Source organism: Streptomyces collinus (genome assembly GCF_031348265.1).
In the GTDB taxonomy this organism is placed as follows: domain Bacteria; phylum Actinomycetota; class Actinomycetes; order Streptomycetales; family Streptomycetaceae; genus Streptomyces; species Streptomyces collinus.
In genome coordinates this window covers 2,825,708-2,841,215 of record NZ_CP133771.1, presented here as the reverse complement: position 1 = coordinate 2,841,215, position 15,508 = coordinate 2,825,708, and the positions used below count along the sequence as shown (strand labels likewise).

Below are 15,508 nucleotides of genomic sequence, written 5' to 3'. Positions count from 1 at the left end.
CCGGCTCAGGTGCCGCACACGCCCCCGGTTACGAGCGGAACGGGCCCGTCACCTCGTACGTGATGCCGCCCGAGGAGCTGCCGCTGGTGCCGCGCTGGCTGGAGAAGTAGAGGCGGGTGCCGTCGGGGGAGAACGCCGGGCCCGTGATCTCCGAACTCGACTGGCCGTCGACGCGCAGGAACGAGGCGACGATGTCGTCCGGGGTGATCACGCAGATCTCCATGGTGCCGCCGTCCTCGGCGACGAAGAGGTCGCCGGAGGAGGCGCCGGTGATGTTGTCGACGCCGGTGAGAGGGGCCGTGCCGTTGACGAGGGAGTCGTCGTAGGCGAGTTCGTAGGTGTTGTTCAGGAGGTTGACCTGCCACACGCGGTTGTCGCCCTTGGTGGTGAACCAGACCGTGTCGTTCGCGTAGTGGCAGCCCTCGCCGCCGTTGAAGGACTTCGAGCCGGAGACCTGGGAGCGGGTGGCGGTGGGGGAGCCGTCGGGGTCGGGGATGTCGGCCCAGGTGAAGGAGCCGCTCGTGGCGCTGCCCGCGACCATCACCTGGAGTTTGCCGGAGGACAGGTTGCCCCACGTGGTCGGGACGAAGCGGTAGAAGCGGCCGTTCGTCTCGTCCTCGGTCAGGTAGATCACCTTGCGCACCGGGTCGGCGGCGGCCGCCTCGTGCTTGAAGCGGCCCATCGCCGCGCGCTGCACCGCCGCGTTCGTGCCCCACGGGTCGGTCTCGTAGACGTAGCCGAGGGACACCTCCTCGCAGGACAGCCAGGTGTTCCACGGTGTCTTGCCGCCCGCGCAGTTCTGGCGGGTGCTGGAGAGGATGCGGTACGCGGCCGTGATCGCGCCCGTCGACGAGAACTTCACCGCGCTCGCGCCGCCCGAGGGGTTGATCTCGGAGTTGGAGACATAGATCCAGCCCGTGCCGTCGGCGTAACAGGCGCCGCCGTCCGGGGCGTTGTGCCAGGTGTAGGACGTGCTGCCGACGCGCTGGCCGGACCGGGCGATCACCCGGCTCGTGAAGCCGTTCGGGAGTCGGATGCCGTTGGCGTCCGGGGAGCCCAGCGGCCCGTAGGGGCCGGTGCCGGGCTGGGCGGGGGCCGCGTACGCGGCGCCGCGCCACAACGTTCCGCCCAGAGCGGCCGATGTGCCGCCGAGGACGGCCGCACGCAAGAGGCTACGACGTTCCACTCTCACTCCAAGAGGTGCCGTACCGCCCTGCCGCCGGTCGACGGCAGGGTCGTGCGTGGGGGGAGGCGAGAGGGACGCTAAGGGGGCAGGGTTGACGGGGCATGGACAACTCGTGGCCGTGGGGCGGCATGCTGTGTGCCGCCTGTGCGCCGCGGGATACGGGCTCTAGGCCGGCAGCGCCGGTGCCTCCCGTCTCGGCCTCCTCGGGCGGTCGCCGCCCGGACCGTGGTCACTCTCGCCCGGCGGCCGCGCGGACGGCAGCCGGATCACCACGTCCAGGCCGCCGGTCGCCGCCGCGCGCAGGGTCGCCTCCCCGCCGCTGGCATGGGCCAGCCGCTGCACCAGGGCGAGGCCGAGTCCCGTACCGCCCTTGGGGGCGCCCGGGGCGCGCCAGAAGCGGTCGAAGGCGCGGGCCCGCTGCTCCTCCGTCATGCCCGGGCCCTCGTCGGTGACATGCAGGTCGACCCAGCGGGGGCGGCTGTCGCGCAACGCCCGCCGGGGCGGGGCCTGCAGCCGCAGTTCGACCGTGACGGTGCTGCCCGCCGGGGACGCCCGCAGGGCGTTGGACAGCAGGTTGTCCATGATCTGCTCCACGGCCCCCGGCACCGCGAGCACCGGGCCCACGCTCCCCGCGAAGAGCACCAGCGAGACGTCCTCCCGTGCGAACAGCGGCTGCCAGGTGCGGTGCCGCTCCGCACAGACCGCACCCAGATCGACCGTGGCGGGAATGGCCGCGTGCTCCTCCAGCCGCGCCATGGCCAGCAGGTGCCCGACCATCCGGGCGAGCCGGTCCGTCTCCGTGACGGCCGCGGTGAGACTGCCCCGGGCGCGGGCGGCGACGTCCGGCTCCAGGTTCTCCAGGCGCAGCCGCAGCGCCGCCAGCGGTGTCTTCAGCTGGTGCGAGGCCTCGCCCGCGAACGCCCGCTGGGAGGCCAGCAGATGGGCGAACCGGGCCGCGGTGTGGTTGAACGCCGCGGCCAGACTGCGTACTTCCGGCGGACCCTTCGTGATCGTCACCGGCTCGAACCTGCCGCCGTCGGCCAAGTCGTGGGTGGCCTGCTCCAGTTCGCGGATGGGGCGGCCCGCCCAGCGGGCGAAGGCGAAACCGACCACCGCGACGGCCGTCAGCACGGCGAACCCGCCCAGCGCGAGCAGCAGCCAGACGTGATGCACCCGCTCGTGGACCGTCCGCGTCGGCACCGTCAGCCACACCGCACCCACCGGCCGCGCCTCCTGGCCGACCGGCGCGGCCACCGACAGGTACTCGACCCCGCCGATGGTGGAGGTGCGGACGTCCACGGTCGAGGTGCCCCGCAGCGCCGCCGCGATACCCGGCCGGGCGGCCAGCGTTCCGGACATCCCGGCGTCCAGCCGGTGCGAGGTGGCGAGCGGCGTGCCCGCCGCGTCGACGATCACGACCTTGCCCCCGATGCGCTGCGCGCAGTGCGCCACCCGCCCGGGAAGGTCCCGCTCGCCGCGCCCCGCCGCCAGGGACAGCGCCGCGTACGCCGAGACCGACTCGGCCTCGTCCTTCGCCGCGTTGACCACCCGCTCCCGCTCCCCGCGCGAGTACACGAAGCCCAGCGGGATCTCCAGGCAGAGCAGCACCAGCGCGGCCAGGCTGAGGTAGCTGAGCAGCAGCCGGCGGGTCATGGAGAGGCCACCTGCGGCCCCGTGTGCACGGACAGCCGGAAACCGACGCCCCGCAGGGTCCGGATCCACGCCGGGTGCCCCAGCTTCTTCCGCAGCGCGGCGACATGGACGTCCAGCGTCTTGGTCGGGCCGTCGTAGTGGGGGTCCCAGACGCGGTCGAGGATCTGCTGCCGCGAGTAGACCGCGCCGGGGTCCTCGCTGAGCAGCGCCAGCAGGTCGAACTCCTTGGGCGTGAGCAGCACGGGGGCGTCGCCGACCCAGACCTGGCGGGTACGGCGGTCCACGACGAGCGGGCCCGGGTCGTGCGCGGGGGCGGGGTCGGGGGTGGACGCGGACGCCGCCGGGGGTTCGTAGGAGAGGGCCGGGGCGGGTTCGTAGGCAGGTTCGGCCGGTGCCGGCTCGGGGGCGCTCAGAGGGCCCGGCGCCTCGGGGAACGCCGTGTGGGTGCGTTGGGTGGGTTGGGCGCGTTGCGTGCGGCGGGTCACCGCACGGACCCGGGCGACCAGTTCCCGCACGCTGAATGGTTTCGCCAGGTAGTCGTCGGCGCCCAGCTCCAGACCCAGCACGCGGTCGGCCTCCTCGCCGCGTGCGCTGAGGATGACGATGGGCACGTCCGAGACCTGCCGGATGCCGCGGCACACGTCGATGCCGTCCATGTCCGGCAGCCCCAGGTCTAGCAGCACGACGTCGTTGTACGGGCCTCTCAGGCCGTCCGTCCCGGTGGCGACGTGGTCGACCGTCAGCCCGAAGTGGCCGAGCCCCTCGGCGAGCGGCTCGGCGATCGTCTCGTCGTCTTCGATGAGCAGCACTCGTAGGCCCATACGTCCTGTCTCTCCGTGAAACCGGCATGAATCCGGGCAGCGTGAATTTACATTCCCTGCCGCGGAGTTCACACGCTACAAGAAGACGCTGCATCTGGGAATCCGGACAAAGAATGTGCAATTGCTGGCCGGGCTCTGGAGTTTGCTTAACCTTCCTCTGTAGGTCGGCCGTCTACGGTGGAGCGCACAGGGAGTAACCCCAGCTCAGGAGAGTGCGATGAAGGCTTTGCTGGACCGTGCCCGGACGTTCAGGACGCGCGTCGATTTCAACAGCGGCGAATACCGGAAACTGGCTGAAGGGCAATATCCGGAAGCGCTGTTCATTACCTGCTCGGACTCGCGTGTCATACCCGCGATGATCACCGGAGCGCGGCCCGGAGAGATATTCGAGCTGCGGAACGCAGGAAATATCGTGCCGCCCTACGGACGGCCCGGGGCCTGTGGAGAGGCGGCCACCATCGAGTACGCACTGGAGGTGCTCGGAGTTCAGGACATCGTGGTGTGCGGTCACTCACACTGCGGTGCGATGGGCGCGCTGAAGTCCGGCGACGACCTGTCGGCCCTGCCCGGCGTGGATGCCTGGCTCCGCATCGCCCGCCCCGAGCTGGCCTCCGTACTGGAGACCGCCCCGGACGACCCGTCCCTGCCGGAGGTCTCCCAGGGCAACGTCGTCAACCAGCTGGCCGCGCTGCGCAGTTACCCCGTGGTCCGGCAACGCCTCGACTCGGGCCGGCTGCGGCTGCACGGCTGGTACTACGAGGTCGACACCGGCTTCGTCTACGAGCTGGGCGACGAAGGCGACTTTCGGGTGCACGCCGCGTGAGCGGGGCCCATGCGCGGGGGAGGACGCGGGGCGGTCCGGGGGGCCGTCGATCCGGGGGGCCGTCGGGCGGCGAGGGCGGCTGGCGGTCGGGCGGTCCTCCGACGGACGGGTTCGCGGAGTGGGGGGCCGGTTCCGCGGGGGGCACGGGGGACACGGGGGGCTGGTCGACGGGCGGTCTGGAGGGGGATTGGTCGGGCGGGGGTCCGGCGGGGGGTTCGGGGGATTGGTCCGGCGGGGGCCCGGCGGCGGGTACGGGAGGCTGGTCGGGCGGGGGCCCGGCGGCGGGTACGGGAGGCTGGTCGGGCGGGGGCTCGGCGCCGGATACGGGGGACTGGTCGGCGGGCGGCCCGGCAGGGGATACGGGGGCCTGGCCGGTGGACGGTGGTGTGAGAGGTGGGGCGTCCGAAGGTCCGCCGGAGGGGCTCGGAGGCCGGGGCGGCGGCTGGTCCGGGGGCGGTTCAGGGGGGCGCTCGGACCGGGGACAGGGCGAGCACCTCCAGGGTGGTCCGGACGGCCCGGGAGCCGGCATCGCGGTCGGTGGCGCGCTGGGCGGGCTGCTCCGCGGTGTGATGAACGGTGCCAAGGGCGTCGGCGGCAGGGGTGGAGCGACGGGCGTCGGAGGCAAGGCGGGAGCGGAAGGCTCTGGCGGCAAGGGTGGCGCGAAGGGGGACCTGGCCACCGACATCACCGCCTCCCTCGTCGTCTTCCTCGTGGCCCTGCCGCTGTGCATCGGTGTTGCCGTCGCCTCCGGCGTCCCCGCCGAACTCGGGATCATCTCCGGGGTGATCGGCGGTCTGGTCGTCGGCGCCGTCCGGGGCAGCACGCTCCAGGTCAGCGGCCCGGCCGCGGGGCTCGCCGCGCTGGTCGCGGAGACCGTCGCCGAGGTCGGCGTGGCCATGCTCGGCGTGATCGTGCTGTTCGCCGGCCTCCTCCAGATCGTCCTCGGACTGGTCCGGCTCGGCCGGATGTTCCAGGCCATCTCGGTCGCCGTCGTCCAGGGCATGCTCGCCGGCATCGGTGTGCCGCTGATGTTCAGCCAGGCCTACCCGATGGCCGACGCCAAGGCCCCCGGCACCGCGTTGGAGAACATGGCCGGGATCCCCGGGCTGCTGGCCGGCGTCCTGACGAACCCGCAGGCGATGATCGCCATGCTGCTCGGTGTCGTCACGATCGTGCTCAGCTTCGTCTGGAAGAAGGTGCCCGGGCCGGCCGGGAAGATCCCCGCCGCCCTGGTCGCCGTCGGCATCGGCATGGTCGTCGCAGCGCTGCCCGGCGTGGACGTGAAGACCCTCCAGGTGGGCAACCTGCTCAACTCCGTGCAGGTGCCGGGCGCGGAGCAGTTCGCCGGGCTCGCCGACGGGACGATCATCACCGCGATCCTCACCTTCACGGTCATCGCGTCCGCGGAGAGCCTGTTCACGGCCGCCGCCGTGGACCGTATGCACAATGGCCCGCGCACCCGCTACAACACCGAGCTGATCGCCCAGGGCGCGGGCAACACCGTCGCGGGCATCCTCGGCGCGCTCCCCATCACCGCGGTGGTGGCGCGCAGTTCGGCGAACGTCCAGGCCGGGGCCAAGACCCGGCTCTCCCGCACCCTGCACGGCCTGTGGCTGCTGCTGTTCGCGCTGCTGCTGCCCCAGGTGCTCGCGCTGATCCCGATCTCCGTGCTGGCCGGCGTCCTCGTGCACAGCGGCTGGAAGCTGTTCGGGCCCGCCGAGTTCCCGAAGATGTGGCGTCAGGACAGGGGCGAGTTCGCGGTGATGACGCTGACCATGCTGGTCATCGTGGCGACCGCGCTGCTGGAGGGCGTGCTGTTCGGTCTCGCCGCGGGGATCGTGCTGGCCGCGCTGCGCATGTCGCAGACGGTGATCCGCCAGCACGTCGAGCAGGACACGGCCAAGGTCGTCATGGCCGGCAACGCCACGTTCCTGCGGCTGCCGAAGGTGATCGACGCGCTGGAGGCGGCCGCCGCGTCCGGGAAGCCGAGGATCCGTCTCGACCTGACCGGCGTGACCCACCTGGACCACGCCTGCCGCAGCCAGGTCGAGGAGTTCACCGCCCAGCAGCGAGGTCTTGGGCTGCGGGTGGAGCTGCTGATGCCGGGGGAGGCGAAGCAGGCCGTGGACCCGGGCCCGGCACCGGCGCCGCTGCCCCGGCGCCCGGTCCCCGGCGAGGATGCGGCGGAACCGTCGCCCTGGCCCACCGCGGACGCCGAGTGGTTCTACCTCGACACGCGGCCCCTCCCCGAGGAGCACGCACGGTCGCCCCTGGTGGGCTGAGCCTGCCCCTGCGGACATGGCGCGGTGGCGTGCACGCCCGAGCAGACGGGCGTGCACGCCACCGCGTTCGTACCGATGGCCGGTCCGGTCAGCCGCAGCTGCCCGAGATCCAGCGGTGGGAGCGGACCTTGTACGTACCGGCGAGGTTTCCGCCGTGCTGCTGGCGGGTGCAGCCGACCCGGTCGCTGTAGTTGGCGCCCCGGTAGTACGCGACACCGCTGGAGCTGCTGGTGCCGGCGTTCCACACGGACTTCACGTTGGTCGTGGCGGCCCAGGAACAGCGGACGGCACCGCTCTGCCAGTCGGGGTCGGCCACGTCCCAGGCGCACTTGCTGCCGGTGAAGTTGGCTCCGGTCCAGAAGCAGATGTGCCCGGACGCGCAGTCCACCGCGGCGGGCGCGGCCGGGGCCGCCGACGCGGAGCTCGGCACGGCCAGGGTGGCGACGGCGGCGGCGCTGACGGCGAGCACGGCGAGCAGCGGGTTTGCACGGGAGTTCCGGCGGACGGAAAGGCGCATGAGCCTGGTCTCCTCGGAGATCTGGGGACGGTGGTGCGGACGGCCCGACGCTGACAAGGCGCGACCGGGCCGGGCAAGGACGTGGGGGCCCGCTGGGACGCCGGGACGCCGGTGGGCCGCGCACCTGGCGCGTTCCGGAACCGTTGGGACGGCCATGGGACGCCTTTGGTGGCACAGTGGCGGCACGAGACGCCCGACCAGCGTCCGTGGGATTCCCGAGGGGGGAACGGCCTTGTCCGCATGCCCGGAAACGGAGCGGTTCGCCGCGCTGTTGCGTTCGTTGAAGAGCCGGTCCGGCCTGAGTTACGAGGCCCTCGCCAGGAAGTCCGGCCTTGCCGGCTCGACCTTGCACCGCTACTGCCGGGGCACGTCGGTGCCCCAGGACTACGGGAGCGTGCACCGGCTGGCCACGGTCTGCGGTGCGACCCCGGACGAACTGCGCACCTTGCACCGCCTGTGGGCCCTGGCGGACGCGGCGCGTGCCGCCGCGGAACGGGGACCGGTGTCGCAAGCGGCAGGCAGGACGGAACCGGAAGCGCCCCGGGAAGCCGAGCCGAACGCCGAGCCGAATGCCGAGCGGAAAGCAGAGCCGAACGTCGAGCCGAATGCAGAGCCGAGCGCCGAACCGAATGCAGAGCCGAGCGCCGAACCGAATGCCGAACCGGGCGCCGAGCCGATAGCAGAGGCGCCCACCACGGCCCCGCCCCCGGCCTCAACTCCAACCCAGGCCCAGGCCCAGGCCCAGGCCCAGGCCCAGGCCTCGGCCTCGGACGGCGACCGGGCACCGCAGCCCCCCGCCCCCGATGCGGCATCCCCGCCCGCGCGGCAGCCGCGTCGGCACCGGCTGCGCGTCACCGTCGTCGTCGCCGCGGTCCTCGCCGCCGTCACGGTCTCGGCCTGGGTGCTGTCGAGTGGCCGGTCGCCCTCCGGCGACGGCGACGGCGCCGGCGGCCGCAAAACCGGTGAGGCGGTCCGGCCGTTGTTCTCGGCCGGCTGCCCGCCGGTGATCGCGATGGGCGAGCACGACGAGTGCGTGCGGGAGGTGCAGCGCCTGCTGCACGCCAAGGGCGCGGACATCGGCGTGGACGGGGACTTCGGCCCGCAGACCCTGCGCCGGGTCACCGCCTTCCAGGTGCTCGCCGGACTGCAGCCCAACGGGGTCGTCGCGGAGCCGACGAAGAAGGCGCTGTACACCTCGCCCGTCCGGATGGGGGTGTGGTCGCCGCAGAAGGTGCGGCAGCGGGTCCGGGAGGTGTTCCCCGAAGTGCCGGACAAGGCGGTGGCCATCGCCGACTGCCAGTCCTTCCTCGACCCGCTGCACATCCTCCCCAACACCAACGGCACCCGGAACTGGGGCCTGTTCCAGATCTCCGACGCCCGGCTGCGCGAACTGGGCGGCACGCCGCGTAAGGCCCTGGACCCGGAGTGGAACATCCAGGCCGCCCGGAAGCTGTGGAGCCGGGACCGCGACTTCGGTGACTGGCCGCACTGCGAACGCGCCGCTGAGGCACCCCGGTCCCCGGCACCGAAACGGACGTGATCAGTACACGACGGACACGATCCGGCAGACGGCCTCGCCCAGCCGCCGGTCCCCCAGGACCCCGGCCCGTGCGAATGCCGTGGCCGGCTGGATGCCGCGTGTGCACAGTCGCCAGGCGGTCTCCGCATCCAGCCGCAGCGTGGCCGCAGGCCGGCCCGCGGGCGCGGGGGCCAGGGACCAGCCGTCCCGCCCCGCGGTCACGGTCCACCCGGCCTCGACGGGGCCGTCGACCGTCACCTGTATCTGCGTGCCGTCCGGCGCCCCGGTATCGCGCAGGGTGTGCGGCAGCGCCCGCATGAAGGTGTCCAGGACCAGGGACAGGACGCGCGGCTCCGCGTCCGTGTCCCGTCCCACCGCGTGCCGGATCTGCTGGCGGTGGGTCCAGTGCTCGGTGAACTCCCGGGCGCAGTCCAGCCACATCGGCGCCGGATCCACCCCCGCCCAGGACACACCGAGGGCAGGCGTGTACAGGTCTGCCCGGGCGAAGCGTTGGGCCAGTTCGGTGCCGGTCCGCTCCAGATCGTCGACGAGAGCCGCGTCGGTGACGTCCCGGTGGAGGTCGACCCACTCCTGGTTGGCACGGTGGATGAACGCCTCCAAGGCCTCGTCGGGAGCGAACACGAGGGGCGGCTCCCGGCGGCCGAGGCGGGCGCGGTAGTCGCCGAGCAGGTGCGCGGCGACGTCGTGAACGGTCCAGCCCGGGACGGCGATCCGTCCCCAGTCAGGGGCGCGCAGCCCGCGCAACAGGCCGAGGAGTGCCTCCAGTTCCGGGCCGAACAGCGGACGGGCGTCGATCGGGGGACCGAGCCGGGCGAGGCCGGGCCGGTCGTTCGGCTGTGTCACCATGGCCGCAGCCTGCCAGGTGCGGATCCCGGTGCCCGGTGCGGATCCCCGGTGCCCGCCCTCGCGCTCAGGCCGTGGCGCCGCTGTCCACCACCAGGTCCGTGCCCACCGTCGAGGCGGCGTCGTCGGAGGCCAGGTGGAGGACCGCCGCGGCCACCTCCTCCGTCGTGGTGACACGGCCGAGCGGGAGGGCGGTCCGGGCGCGGGCCGAGCGGTCGGCGTCCGTCTCGCCCGGCTGCAACGACATCGGTGTGTTCACGGCGCCGGGGCTGACCGCGTTGATGCGGATGCCCTCGCGGATGTGGTCGAGCGCGGCCCCCCGGGTGAGGGCGGACACCGCCGCCTTGGTGGCGGCGTACGCGGCGGCGCCGGGGTGGCGGGCGTGGGCGCCGAAGGTGGAGGCGATGTTGACGATCGCCCCGCCGGACGGCTGGGTGCGCATCTGCCGGATCTCGGCCCGGAGGGCGAGGAACACGCCGGTGACGTTGACGCCGAGCTGGGTGTGCCAGTCCTCCTCGGCGAGGTCGGCCAGCGGGGCTCCGCCCAGGAAGACGCCCGCGTTGTTCACCGCCACGTCCAAGGAGCCGAAGTGCTCGACGGCGGCTGCCACCGCCGCCTCGACGTCCGCCGCCCGCGCCACGTTCGCCGTGACGGCCAGCGCCTTGCCTCCCGCCGCCTCGATCGACTCCGCGGTCTCCTCCAGTGGTTCTCGCCGACGGCCCACCAGCACGACGTTCGCGCCCTCCGCCGCGAGTGCCCGGGCGATCGTGCGTCCGATGCCGGAGCCGGCGCCGGTGACCAGGGCGGTGCGGTCGGTGAAGCGGGCCCGGTACGGAGCAGTGGTCATGTGACGGTCCTTGTCTCGAAGAATACTTGAACGATCGGTTCAGTATCAGGGCACGGGAAAGGCACCTCAGTCGAGGTGCCTTTCAGTCCAGAAGTGCCAGGGCCTGCTCGGCCGCGTCCCTGACGCGCCCCGGGTCCGGCGAGGCCTTGCCGACCACACGCAGGCCCTGGAGCAGGACGAGCAGCATGCGGGCCAGTGCGAGCGGGTCGCGTGCGGCGGGCAGTTCCCCCTGCGCCTGGGCGCGGACCAGCGTCGAGTGCAGCACGGTCTCCAGCTGGTCCCAGTTGCGCTCCACGTGCCGGGTGGTCGCCTGGTCGTGCGGGGCGAGTTCCGCCGCCGCATTGGTGATCATGCAGCCGTTCAGGCGTTCCCGGGCGTCTGCGGCCTCCGCCGCGTACCGCCGGACGAGATTGCGCACGGCAGGCAGAGCGGGCCCCGGTTGGGACAGGTCCCGCAGGATCGGCGGGAGTCCCGTCCGGTCGTAGCGGTCCAGCGCCTTCAGGTACAGCTCGTGCTTGTTGCCGAAGGTGGCGTAGATGCTGGCGCGCCCGATGCCGAGGTGCGCGACGAGGTCGGACATCGACGTCGCCTCGTAGCCGCGCCGCCAGAACAGCTCGAGAGCTGCCTGGAGCGCGGCGTCCGGATCGAACTCCTTGGTCCTGGCCACGCGTCGAAGCCTAGGCTTTTTCAGAACGCCCGGTCAAGAACCGTCGGTCAAGAACCGTCGGTCGAGGACCGCCGGTCGGTCGGTCGAGAACCTTCGGTCGGGAACCGCTGCTACGACGTCCGCACCTTGTAAGCCGTCACCCGCACCGCCTCGTCGTCCAGGCACTGCCCGGACGCCAGGTCGAAGCGCTGCTTCAGCAGGGGCGAGGCGACGAACGGACGCCCCTGGTGCGTGCCGGTCAGGCCGCGGGAGAGGACCGCGGCGCCGGTGAAGGGGTCGCGGTTGTCGATGGCGAACAGTTCTCCGGAGCGGTCGCGGAAGATCGCGGCCTGCCGGCCGTCCGGCAGCAGTGCGGCCACCCCGCGGCCCGGGAGCAGCGTGCTCAGGTCGCAGACCGCGAACCAGTCGTCGTCCAGGGCGAGTTCGACCTTGAGGTCGGTGGTCTCCAGTGCCAGGGTCATCGCTGGGCGCTTCCTTCCAGTACGTCGGCGGGTCGCATGCCGATGGACAGCAGCGGCAGGTCGGGCTTCATCTGGTCGCGCTCGGGCACGAAGGCGACGACCGGGTCCGGGGTGTCCGGGGCGTTCACGAAGGACACGAACCGGGCGAGCTTCTCGGGGTCGTTGATGGTCTCGGCCCACTCGTCGCGGTAGTGCGCGACGTGCGCCTGCATCAGCTGCTCCAGCTCGTCGCAGATGCCGAGCGAGTCGTGGACGACGACGTCCTTCACGTGGTCGAGGCCGCCCGGGATCCGCTCCAGCCAGGTCGAGGTGCGCTCCAGGCGGTCGGCCGTACGGATGTAGAACATCAGGAACCGGTCGATCAGGCGGACCAGTTCGGCGTCCGACAGGTCCTGCGCGAGCAGGTCCGCGTGGCGCGGCGTGGCACCGCCGTTGCCGCCGACGTAGAGGTTCCAGCCGTTGGCCGTGGCGATCACGCCGAAGTCCTTCGACTGGGCCTCGGCGCACTCGCGCTGGCAGCCGGAGACCGCCGACTTCAGCTTGTGCGGGGAGCGCAGACCCCGGTAGCGCAGCTCCAGGTCGATCGCCATGCGGACGGAGTCCTGGACGCCGTAGCGGCACCAGGTCTGCCCGACGCAGGACTTCACCGTGCGCAGCGACTTGCCGTAGGCGTGGCCGGACTCGAAGCCGGCGTCGACCAGCCGGGCCCAGATCACCGGCAGCTGCTCGACGCGGGCGCCGAACATGTCGATCCGCTGGCCGCCGGTGATCTTCGTGTAGAGGCCGAAGTCGCGGGCGATCTCGCCGATCACGATCAGCTTCTCCGGGGCGATCTCGCCACCGGGGATCCGCGGGACGACCGAGTACGAGCCGTTCTTCTGCAGGTTGGCCAGGAAGTGGTCGTTGGTGTCCTGCAGCGCCGCCTGCTCACCGTCCAGGACGTAGCCGCTCGCGCCGATCGTGGGGGCGAGGGAGGCGATGATCGAGCCGACGGCCGGCTTGCAGACCTCGCAGCCGTCGCCGCCCCGGGCGCCCTCGCGGCCGTGCCGGTCCAGCAGGTCCTGGTAGGTGGTGATGCGCAGGGCGTGGACGATCTCGTACAGCTCCTCGCGGGTCTGCGCGAAGCAGCCGCACAGGCCCTTGTCGACCTCGACGCCGGACGCCTCCAGCTCGGCGGTGACCAGCTGGCCGAGGACCTTGACGCAACTTCCGCAGGTCGTACCGGCCTTGGTGCACTTCTTCACCTCGGGCACGGTGGTGCACTTGTGCTCGGTGACCGCGTCGCGGATCGTGCCCTTGCGGACGTTGTTGCAGGAGCAGATGATCGCGTCGTCCGGCAGCGCGGCCGGGCCGAGCTGGGCGGGCGCCCCGGCCCCGGCGGGCAGCACCAGCGACTCGGGCGAGACCGGCGGGACCGAGCCGGTGAACGCCTTCAGTGTGCCGTACGCCTCCGCGTCGCCGACCAGGATGCCGCCGAGCAGCGTGCCGTCGCGGCCGATGACCAGCTTCTTGTACAGGCCCGCGCGGGAGTCGGAGTAGACGACGTCCAGGCAGTCCTCGGCGGTGCCGTGCGCGTCGCCGAAGGACGCCACGTCCACGCCGAGCAGCTTCAGCTTGGTGGACAGGTCGGCACCGGTGAAGGACGCCTCGTCCGAGGCGATCGTGGCGGCCGCCGTCTCGGCCTGCTCGTAGCCCGGCGCCACCAGGCCGTACACCCGGCCGTCGGAGGCCAGCGCGCACTCGCCGATCGCGAAGACGTGCGGGTCGGCGACCGTACGGCACTGCTCGTCGACCGTGATGCCGCCGCGCTCGCCGACCGTCAGGCCGCAGTCGCGGGCCAGCTGGTCGCGGGGGCGCACACCGGCGGAGAACACCACCATGTCGGCGGCGAGTTCGGAACCGTCGGAGAGCTTCATGCCGGTGACGGCGCCCTCGGCGTCGACCAGGATCTCCTGCGTGCCCACGCCCGTGTGAACGGTCAGGCCCATCTCCTCGATGGTGCGCAGCAGCGCGGCACCACCGCCGTCGTCCACCTGGACGGGCATCAGCCGGGGCGCGAACTCCACGATGTGGGAGGTGAGTCCGAGCCCCTTGAGCGCACCGGCCGCCTCCAGCCCGAGCAGACCGCCGCCGACCACGGCACCCACCGTCGCCTTCGACTTCGCGTACTCCTCGATCGCGAGCAGGTCCTCGATCGTGCGGTAGACGAAACAGCCCTCGGCGTCCTTGCCCGGGACCGGCGGGACGAAGGGGTAGGAGCCGGTGGCGAGGACGAGGACGTCGTAGTCGAAGACCTCGCCGGACCGGGCGGTGACCTTGCGGGCCTCGCGGTCGACGGCGGTCGCCGGGTCGCCGACGTACAGCTCGATGCCGTGCGTCTCGATGAACTCCATGTCCGTCATGGACAGGTCCTCAGGGGTCTTCCCCGAGAAGTACGACGTGAGCGCCACACGGTCGTAGGCCGGGCGCGGCTCCTCGCAGAGCACGACCACGCGGTGCGTGGCGGTCAGGCCGCGCGCGGCGAGCGCTTCGAGGAAGCGCTGGCCGACCATGCCGTGGCCGACGAGCACGATCGTGGGGGTGGCCTCCGTGGCCTCCGGGGTGGCGGTCATCAGGAGCCTCCATCGTTGGTGAGCAGGTGGAGCAGCGGGCCGCCGTCGGAGGGGAGCGGCTCTGCTCCCTCCCAGGCGCGGGCGAGCGCGCCGACGGTGCCGAGTTCGCCGACGAGGACCCCGCCGACCAGGCGGTCGTCGCGGACGACGACCTTGCGGTAGGTGCCGCGGGTGGCGTCGGTGAGCTGGACGACGTCGTCGCCCGGCAGCGCCTCGGTCTCGCCGAACGCGGCGAGGTCGAAGGGGCTGTCGTGCCCGTTCAGCGTGAGCCGGGTCAGGGAACGGGTCCCGGTGTAGCGGGCGTTCGCGTCACCGGCGAGCAGCTCCGCGAGCGCGTCGGCCTGTTCGAGCGCGGGAGTGGCGAGTCCGTAGAGGACGCCGTCGTGCTGGGCGCAGTCGCCGATCGCGTGGATGTACGGGTCGGAGGTGCGCAGTTCGTCGTCGACGACGACGCCCTTGCGGACGTCGAGGCCGGCCGTCTGGGCGAGGCCCACCCGCGGATGCACACCGCAGGCGATGACCACCAGATCGGCGTCGAGCGCGTAGCCGTCGGCCATCTCCACGGAGCGGACGGCGCCGCCGACGCAGCGCACGTCCCGGACGCGGCACTCGGTGTGCACCTCCACGCCCAGGTCGGTCAGGTGCCGCTTGACGAGCTTGGAGGCGGCCGGGTCGAGCTGGCGTTCCATCAGCCGCTCGGACTGCTGGGCGAGCACGACCTGGGCGCCGCGCCGGGCGAGCGCGCGGGCGGCGGAGACCCCGAGGAGCCCGCCGCCGATGACGACCGCCTTCACACCCGGGCGGATCGCCTTGGACAGGCCCAGGCAGTCGTCCATGGTGCGGAACGCGTGGATGCCCTCGGGCAGTTCGTGGTTCTCGGTGAACAGGCCGCGCAGCGGCGGCAGCACCGGGTTCGAGCCGGTGGCGAGGACGAGCCGGTCGTATGCGATCACGGACCCGTCCGCGCAGGCGACGGTACGCCGCCCGCGGTCGATCCCGGTGATCCGGCCGCGCCTGACCCGCGCGGGTGCCGGCAGGGCGATCACCTCGGGGCTGTACCGTCCGGCCAGCACCTCGGCGAGCAGCACCCGGTTGTAGGGCCGGTGCTCCTCCTCGCCGATCAGCAGCGCGGGCGTGCCGAGCTCACCGAGCCGCCGGGCGAGCCGTACGCCCGCCAGGCCGGTGCCGATCACCACCACACGCTCATTCGAGGTCATGCACTTGAGCGTGCGGTGCCGGTGTTACCCGGCAGCATC

Annotated in this window: 13 protein-coding genes; 3 read left to right on the top strand and 10 right to left on the bottom strand. The window is 72.5% G+C overall.

Annotated elements, in window-relative coordinates:
* Positions 1–28: 28 nt before the first annotated feature.
* From RFN52_RS12810 to RFN52_RS12800, 3 genes are all read right to left on the bottom strand, one after another.
* Positions 29–1,186 carry an alkaline phosphatase PhoX gene (locus RFN52_RS12810; RefSeq protein WP_184846106.1) on the bottom strand — a complete coding sequence of 386 codons (1,158 nt, stop codon included), beginning with the start codon at positions 1,184–1,186 and terminating at the stop codon, positions 29–31.
* A gap of 165 nt (positions 1,187–1,351) precedes the next feature.
* Positions 1,352–2,839 carry a sensor histidine kinase gene (locus RFN52_RS12805; RefSeq protein WP_184846104.1) on the bottom strand — a complete coding sequence of 496 codons (1,488 nt, stop codon included), beginning with the start codon at positions 2,837–2,839 and terminating at the stop codon, positions 1,352–1,354.
* The gene (locus RFN52_RS12800; RefSeq protein ID WP_184846102.1) at positions 2,836–3,660 is read right to left on the bottom strand and encodes a response regulator transcription factor; all 825 of its coding nucleotides are present in this window, start codon (positions 3,658–3,660) and stop codon (positions 2,836–2,838) included. Before RFN52_RS12800 ends, RFN52_RS12805 begins: the two co-directional genes overlap by 4 nt.
* A 217-nt stretch (positions 3,661–3,877) precedes the next feature.
* On the opposite strand from RFN52_RS12800, the gene RFN52_RS12795 reads away from it, so the two are divergent.
* Positions 3,878–4,483, top strand: coding sequence for a carbonic anhydrase (locus RFN52_RS12795; protein WP_184846100.1), 606 nt, complete (start codon positions 3,878–3,880; stop codon positions 4,481–4,483).
* 569 nt (positions 4,484–5,052) lie between these two features.
* Positions 5,053–6,765: a SulP family inorganic anion transporter gene (locus RFN52_RS12790; RefSeq protein ID WP_311240945.1), complete on the top strand. Its 1,713-nt coding sequence runs from the start codon at positions 5,053–5,055 to the stop codon at positions 6,763–6,765.
* 88 nt (positions 6,766–6,853) lie between these two features.
* Here RFN52_RS12790 and RFN52_RS12785 read toward each other — a convergent pair whose 3' ends face one another.
* Positions 6,854–7,282: a peptidase inhibitor family I36 protein gene (locus tag RFN52_RS12785; protein ID WP_051814286.1), complete on the bottom strand. Its 429-nt coding sequence runs from the start codon at positions 7,280–7,282 to the stop codon at positions 6,854–6,856.
* Positions 7,283–7,514: 232 nt separating this feature from the next.
* Here RFN52_RS12785 and RFN52_RS12780 point away from each other — a divergent pair, with 232 nt between their 5' ends.
* Entirely contained in the window at positions 7,515–8,822 is a 1,308-nt protein-coding gene (locus RFN52_RS12780) for a helix-turn-helix domain-containing protein (RefSeq protein WP_311240944.1), read from the top strand.
* Here RFN52_RS12780 and RFN52_RS12775 read toward each other — a convergent pair whose 3' ends face one another.
* From RFN52_RS12775 to RFN52_RS12750, 6 genes are all read right to left on the bottom strand, one after another.
* The gene (locus RFN52_RS12775) at positions 8,823–9,668 is read right to left on the bottom strand and encodes a maleylpyruvate isomerase family mycothiol-dependent enzyme (protein ID WP_184846096.1); all 846 of its coding nucleotides are present in this window, start codon (positions 9,666–9,668) and stop codon (positions 8,823–8,825) included.
* A gap of 64 nt (positions 9,669–9,732) precedes the next feature.
* Positions 9,733–10,512: an SDR family NAD(P)-dependent oxidoreductase gene (locus tag RFN52_RS12770; protein WP_184846094.1), complete on the bottom strand. Its 780-nt coding sequence runs from the start codon at positions 10,510–10,512 to the stop codon at positions 9,733–9,735.
* 82 nt (positions 10,513–10,594) lie between these two features.
* Positions 10,595–11,179 carry a TetR/AcrR family transcriptional regulator gene (locus tag RFN52_RS12765; RefSeq protein WP_184846092.1) on the bottom strand — a complete coding sequence of 195 codons (585 nt, stop codon included), beginning with the start codon at positions 11,177–11,179 and terminating at the stop codon, positions 10,595–10,597.
* 110 nt (positions 11,180–11,289) lie between these two features.
* A complete protein-coding gene (gene nirD / locus RFN52_RS12760) occupies positions 11,290–11,640 on the bottom strand; it encodes a nitrite reductase small subunit NirD (protein ID WP_033306285.1) in 351 nt (116 codons plus the stop codon).
* A complete protein-coding gene (nirB, locus tag RFN52_RS12755; protein WP_184846091.1) occupies positions 11,637–14,252 on the bottom strand; it encodes a nitrite reductase large subunit NirB in 2,616 nt (871 codons plus the stop codon). The genes nirD and nirB overlap by 4 nt, the downstream gene beginning before the upstream one ends.
* Positions 14,252–15,469, bottom strand: coding sequence for an NAD(P)/FAD-dependent oxidoreductase (locus tag RFN52_RS12750; RefSeq protein ID WP_184846089.1), 1,218 nt, complete (start codon positions 15,467–15,469; stop codon positions 14,252–14,254). The genes nirB and RFN52_RS12750 overlap by 1 nt, the downstream gene beginning before the upstream one ends.
* Between the last annotated feature and the right edge of the window lie 39 nt (positions 15,470–15,508).